14 protein-coding genes are annotated in these 15,586 nt (G+C 69.6%); 12 read left to right on the forward strand and 2 right to left on the reverse strand.

The window, feature by feature from the left end; translation table 11 throughout:
- The first annotated feature begins 42 nt into the window (after positions 1 to 42).
- On the forward strand, positions 43 to 513 hold the full coding sequence (locus tag AVP41_RS09170; protein WP_067163558.1) for a hypothetical protein: 471 nt from the start codon (positions 43 to 45) through the stop codon (positions 511 to 513).
- A 6-nt stretch (positions 514 to 519) separates the two neighbouring features.
- Here the strand turns inward: AVP41_RS09170 and AVP41_RS09175 are convergent, their stop codons facing one another.
- The gene (locus AVP41_RS09175; protein ID WP_067163560.1) at positions 520 to 1,971 is read right to left on the reverse strand and encodes an NAD(P)H-quinone dehydrogenase; all 1,452 of its coding nucleotides are present in this window, start codon (positions 1,969 to 1,971) and stop codon (positions 520 to 522) included.
- A 105-nt stretch (positions 1,972 to 2,076) separates the two neighbouring features.
- Here AVP41_RS09175 and AVP41_RS09180 point away from each other — a divergent pair, with 105 nt between their 5' ends.
- From AVP41_RS09180 to AVP41_RS09190, 3 genes are read left to right on the forward strand one after another with little or no spacing between them, the layout of a single operon-like run.
- Positions 2,077 to 2,910: a purine-nucleoside phosphorylase gene (locus AVP41_RS09180; RefSeq protein WP_067163562.1), complete on the forward strand. Its 834-nt coding sequence runs from the start codon at positions 2,077 to 2,079 to the stop codon at positions 2,908 to 2,910.
- On the forward strand, positions 2,910 to 4,562 hold the full coding sequence (locus AVP41_RS09185) for a phospho-sugar mutase (RefSeq protein WP_067163565.1): 1,653 nt from the start codon (positions 2,910 to 2,912) through the stop codon (positions 4,560 to 4,562). The genes AVP41_RS09180 and AVP41_RS09185 overlap by 1 nt, the downstream gene beginning before the upstream one ends.
- Before the next feature lie 25 nt (positions 4,563 to 4,587).
- Positions 4,588 to 5,154, forward strand: a complete 567-nt coding sequence (locus AVP41_RS09190; RefSeq protein ID WP_067163567.1) for a GNAT family N-acetyltransferase — start codon at positions 4,588 to 4,590, stop codon at positions 5,152 to 5,154.
- 13 nt (positions 5,155 to 5,167) lie between these two features.
- On the opposite strand, the gene AVP41_RS09195 is transcribed toward AVP41_RS09190, so the two are convergent.
- A complete protein-coding gene (locus AVP41_RS09195) occupies positions 5,168 to 7,096 on the reverse strand; it encodes a BglG family transcription antiterminator (RefSeq protein WP_231902721.1) in 1,929 nt (642 codons plus the stop codon).
- A 118-nt stretch (positions 7,097 to 7,214) separates the two neighbouring features.
- Here AVP41_RS09195 and AVP41_RS09200 point away from each other — a divergent pair, with 118 nt between their 5' ends.
- From AVP41_RS09200 to AVP41_RS09235, 8 genes are all read left to right on the forward strand, one after another.
- Positions 7,215 to 7,541 (forward strand): PTS sugar transporter subunit IIB, encoded by a 327-nt coding sequence (locus AVP41_RS09200; RefSeq protein ID WP_067163569.1) that lies wholly within the window; start codon positions 7,215 to 7,217, stop codon positions 7,539 to 7,541.
- Positions 7,538 to 7,810, forward strand: a complete 273-nt coding sequence (locus AVP41_RS09205) for an HPr family phosphocarrier protein (protein WP_067163572.1) — start codon at positions 7,538 to 7,540, stop codon at positions 7,808 to 7,810. The genes AVP41_RS09200 and AVP41_RS09205 overlap by 4 nt, the downstream gene beginning before the upstream one ends.
- A 51-nt stretch (positions 7,811 to 7,861) precedes the next feature.
- The gene (ptsP, locus tag AVP41_RS09210; protein ID WP_067163574.1) at positions 7,862 to 9,523 is read left to right on the forward strand and encodes a phosphoenolpyruvate--protein phosphotransferase; all 1,662 of its coding nucleotides are present in this window, start codon (positions 7,862 to 7,864) and stop codon (positions 9,521 to 9,523) included.
- 31 nt (positions 9,524 to 9,554) lie between these two features.
- Entirely contained in the window at positions 9,555 to 11,162 is a 1,608-nt protein-coding gene (locus AVP41_RS09215) for a PTS mannitol transporter subunit IICB (protein WP_067163576.1), read from the forward strand.
- Between the two features lie 89 nt (positions 11,163 to 11,251).
- The gene (locus AVP41_RS09220; protein WP_067163579.1) at positions 11,252 to 11,692 is read left to right on the forward strand and encodes a PTS sugar transporter subunit IIA; all 441 of its coding nucleotides are present in this window, start codon (positions 11,252 to 11,254) and stop codon (positions 11,690 to 11,692) included.
- Positions 11,689 to 12,840, forward strand: coding sequence for a mannitol-1-phosphate 5-dehydrogenase (locus tag AVP41_RS09225; protein WP_067163581.1), 1,152 nt, complete (start codon positions 11,689 to 11,691; stop codon positions 12,838 to 12,840). Before AVP41_RS09220 ends, AVP41_RS09225 begins: the two co-directional genes overlap by 4 nt.
- Positions 12,837 to 13,595, forward strand: a complete 759-nt coding sequence (locus tag AVP41_RS09230) for an alpha/beta hydrolase (RefSeq protein ID WP_067163584.1) — start codon at positions 12,837 to 12,839, stop codon at positions 13,593 to 13,595. Before AVP41_RS09225 ends, AVP41_RS09230 begins: the two co-directional genes overlap by 4 nt.
- 71 nt (positions 13,596 to 13,666) lie before the next feature.
- On the forward strand, positions 13,667 to 15,007 hold the full coding sequence (locus AVP41_RS09235) for a flavin-containing monooxygenase (protein ID WP_067163586.1): 1,341 nt from the start codon (positions 13,667 to 13,669) through the stop codon (positions 15,005 to 15,007).
- Positions 15,008 to 15,586: the final 579 nt, after the last annotated feature.

Below are 15,586 nucleotides of genomic sequence, written 5' to 3' on the forward strand. Positions count from 1 at the left end.
CGGCGCCCCGCGGCCGGAGCGGCCGGTCTGTAGCGTGGGGGTATGAGACGCGTACTCGGTGCCTTCGTCGTGATCTCGGCGGCTCTGCTGTCGGCGGGGTGCGCCGCGTCGGCGTCGGTCGACCCCGAGGCCGCGCGTGCGTGGGCGGCCGAGGCGAGTGCGCAGAGCTCCGACGGCCCGGGGCTGGCGGGCGCTGCCATGCTGTCGGCGACATCGGATCCGCCCGCCGACGACGGCGTACGCCTGGACTTCGCCGAACCGGTGACCCTGACCCGGGCACAGGCGAGCTGCTTCGGAGGACAGACCGCCGAGGTCATCGTGACGGTGACCTCGGCGACGGGAGGAGCCTCGACCGGCTACGGACTCGAGATCCCCTGCGACGAGCGGCCGCACGACATCCCGTTCGGGGATCGCGGGGTCCAGGGAGCGGAGTCGGTATTCCTCACCGCGCGCGCCGATCCGTCCACGTACGCCTACGTCGAAGTGATCCAGGCGCTCACGGCCGAGCGCTGACGGGACTCAGCCGAAGAAGTCGTCGTCGCGGTTGACCATGTGCATCGCCCGAGTGGCGTCGGTGATCGAGCCCGACAGGGACGGGTAGACCGCGAAGATCCGCGACACCTGGTCGACGGTGAGGCGGCGCTCGACCGCGATCGCGATCGGGTAGATGAGCTCGGAGGCGCGCGGCGCGACGATCACGCCGCCGATCACGGTGCCCGAGCCTTCACGCGCCATGATCTTCACGAAGCCGTCTTTGATCCCCATCATCTTGGCGCGGGGGTTGGCAGCCAGCGGGAGCTTGTGCACGTAGCCGTTCACCGCTCCCGACTCGATGTCGGCCTCCGAACGGCCGACGGTGGCGATCTCGGGGGCGGTGAAGATGTTCGCCGTAATCCGCCGGCGCTCCAGCGGGATGACGATGTCGCCGAGCGCGTGGAAGATGGCCGTGCGTCCCTGCATCGACGCGACCGAGGCGAGGGGGACGAAGGTGGTGCAGTCGCCGGCCGCGTAGATGTTGGGCACGGAGGTGCGCGCCACGCGATTGACCCGGATGTGCCCGGAGTCGGTGAGCTGCACGCCCGCCTCTTCGAGGCCGATGTCGCGCGTGTTGGGGATCGATCCCACCGCCATGAGGCAGTGACTGCCTTCCACGGTGCGTCCGTCGGCGAGGGTGACGACCACGCCCGCCCCGGAGCGCTCCACCTTATCGGCGCGTGATGTGGACAGCACGGTCATCCCGCCGCGCTTGAACACCTTCTCGATCACGGCGGCCGCGTCGCGATCTTCGCCCGGAAGGACCTGGTCCCGGCTGGAGATCAGAGTGACCTGCGCGCCGAGATTCATGTAGGCCGAGGCGAACTCGGCGCCCGTCACACCGGATCCCACGACGATGAGGTGCTCCGGCAGAGACTTCATGTCATAGAGCTGCGTCCACGTGAGGATTCGCTCCCCGTCGGGCTGGGCGCTGGGCAGCTCCCGCGGCGATGCCCCCACCGACACGACGAGCGTGTCGGCTTCGATCCGGTCGAAGTCGGTGCCGCCGGGCCCGGTCGAGGCCACGAGGGCGTGAGAGCCGTCGAGCCGGCCATGTCCGGAGATGATGCGCACCCCCGCCTCGACGAGGTGGGCGCGCATGTCGTCGGACTGCTGGCGAGCGAGCGAGAGGAGCCGCTTGTTGACGGCGGCGAGATTGATCGCGATCTCCGGCTTCAAGGGCCGGCCGGTGTCGGACTTGGCGAACAGCTGCACCCCGAGGTCGGAGGCCTCGGAGATCGCGACGGCGGCATCGGCGGTGGCGATGAGGCTCTTGGACGGGACGACGTCGGTGATGACCGCACTTCCGCCCACGCCCGCACGCTCGACGAGGGTGACCTGCGCGCCCAGCTGCGCAGCGGCCAGCGCCGCCTCGTAGCCTCCGGGCCCCCCACCGAGGACGGCGACGGACTGGGTGCGCTCGAAGCTCAAGGACATGACATCCATTGTCGCAACTGAAAGCGACCGTCGCGCGCCACGCCGCCGCGCGAGCACGCCGCGCCGCTCCTGGCACGGCATGCCGCGGGTTCCTAGAGTGGAGGCATGTCCGAAACGATCCACCACCCGCTCGACGACGCCGCCACCGATCCGTTCGAGGTCGCCGCGCGCGCTGCCCGCGACATCGCCCGCCTCACCGGCGTCGAGCACCACGACATCGCCCTCACCCTCGGCAGCGGTTGGGGGAAGGCTGCCGACCTCATCGGCGAGACGACGGCCACGATCGCCGCCACGGAGGTCACCGGGTTCAGCAAGCCCGCTCTCGCCGGGCACGTGGGCTCGCTGCGTAGCATCCTCACCCCGAAGGGCACGCGCGTTCTCGTGATCGGCGCACGCACGCACTACTACGAAGGCCACGGCGTGCGCAGAGTGGTGCACAGCGTGCGGACCGCCGCCGCGACCGGAGCCCGCACGATGGTCCTCACCAACGGCGCCGGAGGGATCAAGAGCACGTGGTCGCCCGGACAGCCGGTGCTGATCAGCGACCACATCAACCTCACCGGTGATTCGCCGCTGGAAGGCGCGACCTTCATCGACCTCACCGACCTGTACTCGACGCGCCTGCGCGACCTGGCACGCCGGGTGGATCCCTCGCTCGATGAAGGCGTGTACTGCCAGTTCCGTGGTCCGCAGTACGAGACGCCCGCCGAAGTGCGCATGGCGAAGACGATCGGCGGCCACATCGTGGGAATGTCGACGGCGCTGGAGGCGATCGCCGCCCGCCAGGCGGGCATGGAGGTCCTGGGCTTCTCGCTCATCACCAACATGGCCGCAGGGATCCAGACGACGCCACTGAGTCACCAGGAGGTGATCGAGGCGGGCCAGCAGGCCGAGCCGGTGATCTCCGCTCTCCTGGCCCGCGTGATCGGCGAGCTGTGATGAGCGTCGACGCCGCCCGCGCGTGGCGCGATCAGGACCCCGACGACGTCACCCGCGCAGAGCTCGACGCCCTGATCGACGCTGCCGAGGCGGGCGATCCCGCTGCCGCGGCTGACCTGGAGGACCGCTTCTCCGGCCGTCTCGAGTTCGGGACCGCCGGCCTGCGCGGGCGCCTCGGCGCGGGACCCACCCGCATGAACCGGGTTCTCGTCGCGCAAGCGGCGGCGGGACTGGCGGCTTATCTGCTCGAAGAGGCGGACGGCGCCACGCCCACGGTCATCGTCGGCTACGACGGACGACGTAACTCCGACGTGTTCGCGCGCGACAGTGCCGAGATCTTCGCCGGAGCCGGCCTCCGCGCGATCCTCCTTCCCCGGCTCCTTCCGACGCCCGTCCTCGCCTTCGCCGTGCGCCACCTCGGCGCCGCGGCCGGGGTGATGGTCACCGCCTCGCACAACCCGCCCGACGACAACGGCTACAAGGTGTATCTGGGAGGCGCCGACGACGGCTCTCAGATCGTCGCGCCGGCCGACGCCGAGATCGCGGCCCACATCCTCGCAGTGTCGGATGCGGGTGACATCGGCGCGCTCCCGCGGGGGGCCTTCGAGACCGCCGAGGAGGAGGTCGTGGACGCCTACGTGGCGGCCACGGCCACGGTTGCTCCCGCCCCGGCCGGGGCGGCGGGACTGAACTGGGTGTACACGGCGATGCACGGCGTCGGGTACGAGACGCTCGAGCGCATCCTCACGGCCGCCGGCTATCCGCTGCCGACCGTCGTGGCCGAGCAGATCGCCCCCGACGGCACCTTCCCCACCGTCGCCTTCCCCAACCCGGAAGAGCCCGGCGCGATGGATCTCGCCTTCGCGACCGCGCGGGACGCGCAGGCGGAGCTGATCCTTGCCAACGACCCCGACGCCGACCGGCTCGCCGTGGCGATCCCCGACGCCGAGGCGCCGGAGGGCTGGCGGCGGCTCACCGGCAATCAGGTGGGTCTCCTCCTCGGCTGGCGCGCCGCCCGCACCGCGACCTCGGGTGCTCTGGCGTGCTCGCTGGTGTCCTCCCCGGGGCTGCAGACCGTGGCCGAGCACTACGGGCTGGACTTCCACTCCACGCTCACCGGCTTCAAGTGGATCTCCCGCGCCCCCGGCATCGTGTACGGCTTCGAGGAGGCCCTCGGATATCTCGTCAACCCGGGCACCGTGCGGGACAAGGACGGCATCTCCGCCGCGATCGCCCTCCTCGGTCTCGTCTCGGAAGCGCGGGAGGAGGGACGGAGCCTCGGAGACCTCCTCCGTCAGTTCGACGAGACGTTCGGGTTCTTCGAGTCGGGTCAGGTCTCGGTCAGGGTCGAGGATCTCTCCGTCATCCCGCGCGTCATGGCGGCGCTGCGCTCCGCACCGCCCGCCTCCATCGGCGGGACGGCGGTGGAACGCGTGGACGACCTGCTGGCGGGTGTGGGCGACCTTCCGCGTGGCGACGTGCTGCGCTTCTGGCTGACCGACGGCTCACGCGTGATCGTGCGCCCGAGCGGGACCGAGCCGAAGGTCAAGGTGTATCTCGACGTCCGCGGAGAGTCGGCGGCGCAGGCCGCGTCGCGGCTGGCCGCGGTCGAATCCGGGGCGCGCGACCTCCTCGCCGCTGCGCAGGCGTGACGCAGCGCTCGCCTAGGCTCGTGTCATGCTGCTGACCGACCCGGTCGTCCTCGACGACCCGCACGTCCGCCTGGAGCCTCTGGACCCGTCGCACGCCGCCGATCTCCGGCACGCGCGCGACGGGCTGGAGTACGCCTGGTACACCTCGGTGCCCGCCTCCATCGAGGACGAGATCGCCCATCGGATCGCCGAGAGGGATGCCGGCAGGATGAACCCGTGGGCGGTCGTGGTGGACGGGCGTGCGCGCGGCATGACGACGTTCTGCAACATCGACGCGGACAACCGACGGGTGGAGATCGGGTACACGTGGCTGTCGCCGAGCGTGCAGCGGACGGCGGTCAACACCGCCGCCAAGCTGCTCCTGCTCACGCACGCGTTCGAGGCGTGCGACGTGATCGCCGTGGAGTTTCGCACGCACTGGCACAACCGGCAGTCGCGGGCGGCCATCGAGCGGTTGGGGGCCAAGCAGGACGGGGTGCTGCGCAACCACCGCTTCGGGCCCGACGGCACCCTCCGCGACACCGTCGTCTACTCGATCCTCCCGCACGAGTGGCCCACGGTACGGCGGGGCCTGAGCGCGCGCCTGTCCTGACCGGTCGGACAGCTCAGCCGTCGACGACGGCGACCAGTTCGTCGAGGAAGGCGGGGAAGGTCGTTCCCCGGCGAACGATGCGCTGCACGCTCTCGCGCTCGCTGAACACCTCGACGAGCTGCTCGAAGACGGTCTGGAACGCGGCGCGATCCGACTCGCTGAAGGCCACCATGGCCACCACCTGTACACGCCCGTCGCCCCAGGGGATCGACTGTTCACCGATGCCGATCGCGATGGCCGTCCGCGTGGCGGTCATACCGAGCGCGTGCGGCACCGCGAGGGCGTCGGAGAACGCGGTGGAGGACAGCCGTTCGCGCTCGAGGGTGCGCTGCACGTAGTCGTCGTCGATGACGCCGGAACGCACCAGGAGCGCGCCGAGCCGCGAGATCACCGCTTCCTCGTCCTGCTGGGGGTCGAGCCCGTAGACAAAGGCGTCGGGATGGAAGTAGCGCTCCAGCTCCGTACGCAGGCGCGCGAGCCGGCGCGCGCGGCGGACCCGGCTGGCCGCCGCCTGCACGCGCTCCACGTCGGCCTCGGTGAGGAACGGCTGGATCCGCACGAACCGATCGGCCACGCTGGGCGGGTCGATCGTGGTGAGCACGAGGTCGGTATCGATGGAGGACCAGTCCGGGTCGACGCGGGTCTCCACTCCCACGACGGTGACGGCTTGCCCGAGCGACTGCGCGATGCTCGAACGCAAGAGCTCGTGCAGTTCGTAGTATCCGGGGCACACGATCGTCGCCGTCAGGACGGCTCCCGCCCGTCGGCTTCTCTCCAGCCGGCCCCCGACGTGCATCGCGATGTAGGCGATCTCGTCGTCGAGGAGCGCGATCCCGAGGAGGCCTCGCAGGCCGTCGGAGATGTAGACGGCGATCTCGAAGATCATCGGATAGCTCGTCTTCAGCGACTTCGTGAGCGGATTGCGCGACCAGGCCTGCTCCCGCGCCCGCATCCGCAGGTTCTGCACGTGGAGGGCGAGCCGCAAGACGAAGTCGTCGTGATCGATGTCGACCTGGAACTCCGCCGCGGCGCGCGCAACGACGTCGCGGACGGCGGCTTCCACCTCCGGGTCGAGTCGCTGCCGGATGACCGCGGCCGGCTCCGCAGCCCCCGGGGCGACGACACGGCTCTCCACCAACGCGGTGAGGTGGAGCAGGTCGCCCGAGCCGAAACGCACCCGGAGGTGGCGGGCACTCAGGCGGTCGAGCGCCGCGGCGATACGTTCGGCGGACTCCCCCGACGGCGGCGCCCCCGCCTCCTCGAGGCCGCGATCTCGCGACACTCGGGCGGCGGCGATGGCGATGTGCATCATCACGTCGCCGATCCCGAACTCGTTGACGAAGTAGCCGAGGTCGGTGAGCTCGGCGACCAGTTCCGCCTTGAACGGCCCGAATGCCGCCGCTCCGATGGATTCCTCGCCGAGCGCACGGCGGAGAGCGTCGACGTCGAAGGCGCCGTCGTCGGTCTCCTCGTGGACGAGCCGGCTGAGGAGCCTCCGCTGGGACATCTCGGTGCCCCGCAGCCGGGCACGTGATGCCGTGCGCTCGAGCACGAGGTCGGTCTCGCCGAGAAGAGCTCTCACCCGCGCCAGATCCGCGTCGAGCGTGGCGGGACTCACGTGGAAATGGTCCGCGGTCTCGAAGACGTCGATGCCGTCGGGGGAGAAGAGGAGCGCCCGCACCAAGCGGTGGAGCCGATCTCTCGGGGTGCCCGACTCCACGCCTCCCGCGCGCTGCGCCGCCACGAGGTCGGCACCGGCGCGATACCCCTGAGGACCCGACTCCACAGCTGACCCGCCGGGAACCCGACCGTTGATCGCGTTGACATACGACCGGATGCTGCGCGGGGTCACCCCGATCGCGTCGGCGAGCTCCGCGGCGGTCATCCAGTCGCTGCCGCGCGCGAGCATGGCGATGACGCGATCCTGCCGGGCTCTGCTCACCCGTCCAGTCAACCATGGGTCTCTCCGCCGGGCTCCGGCGGTTTCCGCCCCCGCGGAAACAGGAGTGGTTGTCGGCTCTCAGTGGTTTCACAAGAATGGGCGGGAAGGAGGCGGATCGATGAGGATCCTGGTGGTATGCGGCGCGGGAGCGTCGAGCACTTTCGTCGCCCAGCGCTTGCGGCGCGCGGCCCAGACCCGGGGCCGGGAGCTCAGCGCAGTCGCCGGCACCGAGCAGTCGTTGCCGACCGACCTGGAACGGGCAGACCTCGTGCTCGTCGGACCCCATCTGCAGCATGCCCTCGAAAGCATCCGTCACGACGCCGGTCCGCGAGGAACGCGCGTCGTGCTGCTGCCGCCCGACATCTTCGCCGACCTCGACGGGACCCGAACCCTCGCGCTCGTCGATGAGACCCTGACGCCGCCCTACAGAGAGGAATCCGCATGACCGCCGTGTCCCGCACCGTCCGGATCGGATCGTCCAACGGCCTTCACGCGCGTCCCGCGAAGCTGTTCGCGCAGGCCGCGAAGGATTCCGGCGCCGAGGTGACCATCTCGAAGGGCTCCGGCGCTCCCGTCAACGCCGCCAGCATCCTGGGCGTCATCTCCCTCGGCGCCGAGAAGGGCGACTACGTGACCCTGACCACCGACGGAGCGAACGCGGAGAGCGTCCTCGACGCACTCGCCGAGCTTCTCACCACCGACCACGACGAGTAACTCCTCGCCGACGTTCCACCCCCCATTGAGCACCACAAGGAGATCCACGACATGAGCGAACTGCGCGGAGTCGGCATCGGTCTGGGCGTTGCCCAGGGACCTGTCGCCCGGATGGCGGAGCCGCTTCCCGCCCCCGAGGACGTCCCCAGCCAGCGCACTCCCGAGGAGGAGCTCGCCCGGGTTCGCGAAGCCGTGGCCGCCGTCGCCCGCGAGCTCGAGGAACGGGGCTCGCAGGCGGGAGGCCTCGCCCGTGAGGTGCTCGAAGCGCAGGCCATGATGGCCGAGGATCCCACGCTCGATCAGGAGGTCTCCACGCGGGTGACCGCCGGCAAGACCGGCGAGTACGCCGTCTACGACGCGTTCGCCACCTTCCGCGACATGCTCTCGGCGATGGGCGGCTATCTCGGCGAGCGCGCGGCCGACCTCGACGACGTCGCCCAGCGCGTCATCGCCCGTTTGCGGGGCCTTCCTGCCCCCGGCATCCCCGACCCCGGCCACCCGTTCGTCCTCGTTGCGAAGGACCTCGCTCCCGCCGACACCGCCCTCCTCGACCTCGACAAGGTGCTCGCCCTCGTCACCACCGATGGCGGTCCCACCTCGCACACCGCGATCCTCGCGCGGGAGAAGTCGATCGTCGCCGTGGTCGGAGCCGCCGCGGCGAAGGACCTCACCGACGGCGAGACCGTCATCGTCGATGCGGCCAAGGGCGTCGTGACGAGCAGCCCCTCGGAAGCCGAGCTCGCTCAGGCGCAGCACCGCGCCGACGCCCGCGCCGCCGCCGCGACCGCCCCCCTCACTCCGGGCGCCCTGAAGGACGGGACGGCGGTGCCGCTCCTGGCGAACCTCGGAAAGCCCGGCGGAGCCGCTGAAGCGGTCGAGCTGGGCGCGGAGGGCGTGGGCCTGTTCCGCACCGAGTTCCTCTTCCTCTCCTCATCCCAGGCGCCCACGGTCGAGGAGCAAACCAAGGCCTACACCGAGCTCCTCCAGGCCTTCCCCGGCAAGAAGGTCGTCGTCCGTGCGCTGGACGCCGGTGCCGACAAGCCGCTCGCGTTCCTCAACGACGCGCACGAGGAGAACCCTGCGCTCGGTCTCCGGGGCCTGCGTGCCCTCCGCGCGAGCGAGGACATCCTGCGGGAGCAGCTGACCGCTCTGGCCCAGGCCGACGCCGCCACCGACGCCGACCTCTGGGTCATGGCGCCGATGGTGTCCACCGTGGAGGAGACGGAGTACTTCGTCACCCTCGCCAAGGAGTACGGCATCAAGACCGCCGGCGTGATGGTCGAGGTGCCCTCCTCGGCGCTCCTGGCCGACAAGGTCCTCGACATCGCCGACTTCGCCTCGATCGGCACGAACGACCTCACCCAGTACACCCTGGCCGCCGACCGTCTGCTCGGCTCCGTCTCGAGCTTCCAGGACCCGTGGCACCCCGCCGTCCTACAGCTCATCAAGCTGACCGGCGAAGGCGGCAAGGCCCACGGCAAGCCCGTCGGCATCTGCGGCGAGGCCGCCGCCGATCCGATGCTGGCCGTCGTCCTCGTCGGCCTCGGAGCCACCACGTTGTCGATGGCCCCCACGGCGCTCGCCGACGTGCGCGCCACCCTCTTGCAGTACACCCGCGACGATGCCGAGCGCATCGCCGCCGCAGCACTCGCCGCGTCCGACGCGGCGTCCGCCCGAGCCGCGGCGCAGGCCGCGTCTGGCTCCCCCGCCTGACCGGCGGGGCTACCCAAGGAGATATCAACACATGACAACGGCGTCCTCCCCCACCACGGGGGTCAATCGGGCACGAGTCGGAGTCCAGCGCTTCGGCACGTTCCTGTCCGGCATGATCATGCCGAACATCGCGGCATTCATCGCGTGGGGCTTCATCACGATGCTCTTCATCTCGGCCGGCTGGCTGGGCGGCTGGTTCCCCGTCTCCAACCTGCTCGGTGGTTTTGGGGATGCGGCAACCATCGGCTGGGAGGGCGCGAGAACCGCTCTCGCTCAGACCGAAGACGGCGTCACCTTCACCACATTCGTCGGCCTGGTCGGCCCGATGGTGACCTATCTCCTGCCTCTTCTGATCGCCAACACCGGTGGGCGCATGGTCTACGGCGAGCGAGGTGGCGTCGTGGCATCCATCGCGACGATGGGTGTGATCGTGGGAACCGACATCCCGATGTTCCTCGGCGCCATGATTATGGGCCCGCTGGCAGCGTGGGCCACCAAGCAGATGGACAAGCTGTGGGACGGGAAGATCAAGCCCGGCTTCGAGATGCTGGTCAACAACTTCTCCGCGGGCATCCTGGGCATGCTTCTCGCCATCTTCGGGTTCTTCGCCTTCGGCCCCGTGATGCTCGGCATCAGCGGTTTCCTGGGGACGATCGTCGGCGGGCTCGTCTCGGCGAGTCTTCTGCCGGTTCTCTCGATCATCGTCGAGCCCGCGAAGGTGCTGTTCCTCAACAACGCCATTAACCACGGCGTGTTCACTCCGCTCGGGATCCAGCAGGCGGCGGAGACGGGGAAGTCGATCCTGTTCCTCATCGAGGCCAACCCGGGCCCAGGACTCGGGCTCCTCTTGGCCTTCACGTTCTTTGGCATCGGGGCCGCCAAGGCCTCGGCGCCGGGCGCGATCGTGATCCAGTTCTTCGGCGGCATCCATGAGATCTACTTCCCGTATGCACTCAGCAAGCCGATGACGATCCTTGCGCTCATTGCGGGTGGCGCAACCGGTGTCACGACAAACATGATCTTTGGCGGTGGTCTCGCGTTCCCCGCGGCGCCCGGAAGCATCATCGCCGTCACTGCGGCGGCGTTGACTCCCGAGGCTGGTGGTGTCGGAAACCTGCTGGTCGTCTACCTCTCTGTCGTCCTCGCCGCAGCGGTGACCTTCCTGATCACGGCCGTCATCCTGCGCTCTTCGCGCAAGCGGGATCTCGCCGCCGCAACGGACTCGTTCTCTGCAGCCATCGACCAGACCGAGGCGAACAAGGGCAAGTCCTCGTCCGCCATGGACGCGCTGCGCGGCTCGGGCGCGGCGGCTGCCGGCGCGGCCACCGGCACCGTGACTGCCGACAAGACGATCAGCAACATCGTCTTCGCCTGCGACGCGGGCATGGGCTCGTCCGCGATGGGCGCGAGCGTCCTGCGCAACAAGATCAAGAAGGCGGGCGTGGAAGGGGTGACCGTCACCAACAAGGCGGTCGCCAACCTCGACGGCTCCGAGGACCTGGTGATCACTCAGCAGCAGCTGACGGACCGGGCACGCGGAGTCAACCCGAACGCCATCCACGTGTCGGTCGACAACTTCATGAACTCGCCGAAGTACGACGAGGTCGTCAAGCTCGTGGTCGATCAGCACGACGCGTAGCCTCGGAAGACCGCTGCGGGGTCGGGTCGCGAGATGCACCCGGCCTCGCAGCCCGAGGCATCCGATCAGAAGGAAGAAAGAGAACAGTCATGGCACGTGAAGTCTTGAACGTCGGACAGGTCCGCATCCACGCAGGATCGGCTACTCGGGAGCAGGCGATGCGGGAAGCAGCCGACATCCTGGAGGCGGCGGGCGCCGTGACGGGGGCGTACTTCGATGCGATGCAGCAGCGCGAGACGACGGTCTCGACCTACATGGGCAATGAGCTGGCCATCCCCCACGGCACGAACGAGACCAAAGACGCGATCCTTGATTCGGCTCTCTCCTTCGTCCGCTACGACGGCGGCGTGGACTGGGACGGCAACCCCGTCAGCTTCGTCGTGGGCATCGCCGGCAAGGGTGACGAACACCTCGAGATCCTGTCGCAGATCGCCCTCCTGTTCTCCGACGAGGACGAAGTCGAGCGGCTGAAGGCGGCGCAGACCCCGGAAGAGCTGTTCACCCTGCTCGCAGCGGTCAACGAGTCATGAAAGCCGTCCATTTCGGCGCCGGCAACATCGGCCGAGGCTTCGTCGGACTACTCCTCCACGAGGGCGGCTACGACCTCGTGTTCTCCGACGTCGCCGCTCCGCTCGTCGATGCGATCAACGCCGCGTCCTCGTACACGGTCCACGAGGTGGGTGACGGCGGCACCGACAAGGTGGTCACCGGTTTCCGCGCCCTCAACAGCGCGACCCAGCAGGATGAGCTCGTCGACGAGATCTCCCGCGCGAACGTGGTGACCACCGCGGTCGGCCCGACGATCCTGAAGTTCGTGGCCCCGCCCATCGTGGCCGGGCTCGCGCTGCGCGACCCGTCCGCTCCCCCGCTGCAGATCATGGCGTGCGAGAACGCGATCAATGCGACCGATCTGCTCCGTGACGAGATCAAGGCTCAGGCGGGCGAGGCGTGGGACGCCCTCGAAGGCCGCGCCGTGTTCGCCAACACCGCCGTCGACCGCATCGTCCCGGCACAGCCCGCCGGAGCCGGTGTCGATGTCACCGTGGAGCCGTTCTACGAGTGGGCCATCGAGCTGCCGCCCTTCGGCGAGGCGCCGCCGCACATTCCCGGCGCGCACTTCGTCGACGATCTGGCCCCCTACATCGAGCGCAAGCTCTTCACCGTCAACACGGGCCACGCCACCACCGCGTACTTCGGCGCGGAAGCGGGCATCGACAAGATCTCCGACGTCCTGGCCGACCCCGCGATCGCCGGCAAGGTGGCAGCCACCCTCGAAGAGACCTCGGCGCTGCTGGTGGCCAAGCACGGACTGGATGCCGGCGAGCTCGCCGAGTACCGCGCCACGATCCTGCGCCGATTCGCCAATCCGGCTCTCCCCGACACCGTCGGCCGCGTCGGGCGTCAGCCGCTGCGCAAGCTCTCCCGCCACGAACGTTTCGTCGGTCCGGCGGCCGAAGCAGCCGAGCGCGGACTCGCCGTGGACGCGCTTCTGGCAGCGATCGGCGCCGCGCTGCGCTTCGACGACACGGACGACGAGCAATCGGTGGAGCTCCAGCAGAGATTGCGTGCCGAGACCGCCGACGAGTTCACCTCGTCTGTCACCGGGCTCACGCAGGACCACCCCCTCTTCGCCCGCGTGAGCGAGGTCGTCGCCGCGCGCCAGGCTGAGCGGGAGTGACCGCGGCGAAGCGGCGACGGCGACGACTGCTGTGGTGGATCGGCGGCGGACTGGTCGGCGTGCTTCTGCTCGCCGCGACGGGGATCGTCGTGTGGAGCCAGGTGGGGGTGTACGCGGCTGAAGCCGAGCCGCTGGCCGCCGTCCGCGCCGACCCGGCCATCCGCCTCACTGATGACGGCACCGCCATCGTCATGTCGCCGACACATCCCGACGCCGACGCGGCGAAGGGGCTCGTGTTCATCCCGGGCGCGAAAGTCGACCCCTGGGCCTATGCGAGCACCCTCAGCGGACTCGTCGCCGACGACGGCCTGACCGTCGTGATCACCCGCCCCTGGCTCAACCTCGCCTTCTTCGACCCGCGCCCGCTCAGCACCTTCACGGGCCTCGCCCCCGAGGTGCAGACGTGGGCGGTCGGCGGCCACTCCCTGGGCGGCGTGCGAGCATGCAGCCTCGCCGCCGATGCCGAGGCGCTCGTGCTCTTCGCCTCCTACTGCGCCACGGACATCTCGGACACCGGCCTCCCCGTGCTGAGCCTGTCGGGAAGCGAGGACGGGCTGTCGACGCCGCAGAAGATCGACGACGCCCGCCACCTCCTTCCTCCGGATGCGACCATGATCCAGATCGACGGTGCGAGTCACGCCTCCTTCGGCGCGTACGGTCGCCAGGACGGCGACGGAGTCGCGACGCTGTCGCGCGAGCAGACAGTGGCGGAGATCACGTCGTCTGTCGGAGAGTTCATCGCGTCACGGGGATAGCCAGTCCTCCCACGGCCACCCGATAGCATCACGTCACATCGCCTCATCCGCCACAAAGGAGTGACCGGACCATGCCTCAGCGTCGCTACGCCATCATCGGCGCCGGGCCGTCGGGGCTGGCCGCCGCCCGGGCACTCCACCGCGAAGGTCTCGATTTCGACGGTTATGAAGCGTCCTCGGGTGTCGGCGGGTTGTGGGACATCGACAACCCCCGCTCGACGATGTATGAGTCGGCCCATCTCATCTCCTCGCGGACGACCACGGAGTTCACGGAGTTCCCGATGGAGAGCACCGTGGATTATCCGGGCCATCGGGAGCTCGTGCGCTACTTCCGCGCCTACAGCGCCGCGTTCGGCCTCGATGAGCGGTTTCGGTTCCGCAGCAGAGTGACCGCCGTCATGCGTACTCCTACCGGCGCCTGGGACGTGACCGCCGACTCCCCCGAGGGGCCGACGACGACCTCCTATGACGGCGTGATCATCGCCAACGGCACGCTGGCGGAGCCGCACCTCCCGGAGTTTCCGGGCCGGTTCTCGGGTGAGCTCCTGCACACGAGCGCGTACAAGAGAGGGAGCCAGCTCGCCGGCCGCCGGGTGCTCATCGTCGGCGCCGGGAACTCCGGCTGCGACATCGCGGTCGACGCCGTCCATCACGCGGCCTCGGTGGAGATGAGCGTGCGCCGCGGCTACTACTTCGTCCCGCGCTACCTCTTCGGCCGCCCGGCGGACACCCTGAATCAGGGCCGACCGCTGCCCGCTCGACTCAAGCAGTTCATCGATACACGCGTGCTCCGGGCCTTCACCGGGGATCCGGTGAGATTCGGGTTCCCCCGGCCGGACTACCGCATCTACGAATCGCACCCCATCGTCAACACCCTCGTTCTGAATCATCTGGGCCAGGGCGACCTCCGCATCCGCGCCGACGTCGCGCGGTTCGACGGCACGACCGTCCACTTCCGCGACGGCTCCTCGGGCGAGTACGACACCGTGCTGCTGGCGACCGGATACCGTCTCGACTACCCGTTCGTCGACCGCGCCGATCTGCACTGGACGGGGAGCGCGCCCCACCTGTTCCTCCACATCTTCCCGCCGTCGTTCAACGGGCTGTACGTGATGGGCATGGTCGAGGCGTCCGGGCTCGGCTGGCAGGGGCGCTTCGAACAGGCGGAGCTCGTCGCCGCCTACCTGCGCGCGCAGGTCGACGCTCCCGATCGGGCGTCGCTGTTCCGTCGGACGGTCAGCGTCCCGTGGCCCGACCTCACCGGTGGATACCGCTATCTGGCGCTGGAACGGATGTCGTACTACGTCAACAAGGACGCCTATCGCACCACGGTGCGTGCGATGACGCGGTCGCTGACGTCCGGGAGGAACGGTGATCAACCCCGCCGGGCCCACCCCGGGCTCGCCCGCTAACCCGTGAAGCGGTCGATACCGCCACCCCACTCGCCCCCGCCCCGCCCTTTCGGGGTCCCGCGTCCCGCCCGTTCAGGACTCCGGAAACCCGCCACTCGATCCGCCAGATTCCACCTTCCACCCCCAGTTCGGCCGTAAGACTCCGGAGCCCTGAACCGTCTACCTCGCCCAACCTCCTACTGACCGCCCGTAGCCGCGCCTCACTCCCCCACGGGGGTGGCTCACTCCTGGGTCGTTCGGGACTCCGGAACAACAGCCGGTTCGACGAGGTCTCCCGCCCAGATCGGCCCATCGGGCGAGCGGATTTCCGGAGCGCCGAACGTGAGCGGCGGAAGATGGCGCGTGAGAGGCCAACGACAGCGCCCTCTCCCCAGCCTCGGAATAGCTTGGGCTGTCCCCACGTCGCCCGGACCGGCACGGGCGCGCCGCCTGCAGGCGGCATCGTCCACGGATGAATCGCCCCAGGCCGCCCCGCCCGACCCTTCCGTCTGACATTCCACCGCGGGTGATGCACCGGCAGGAGCTTCGCCGCCTGGGCCTCACCGGGCGACAGATCACTCTCGCCGTTCGATCCGGTTC

The organism is Microbacterium sp. TNHR37B (assembly GCF_001620065.1).
Classification (GTDB): domain Bacteria; phylum Actinomycetota; class Actinomycetes; order Actinomycetales; family Microbacteriaceae; genus Microbacterium.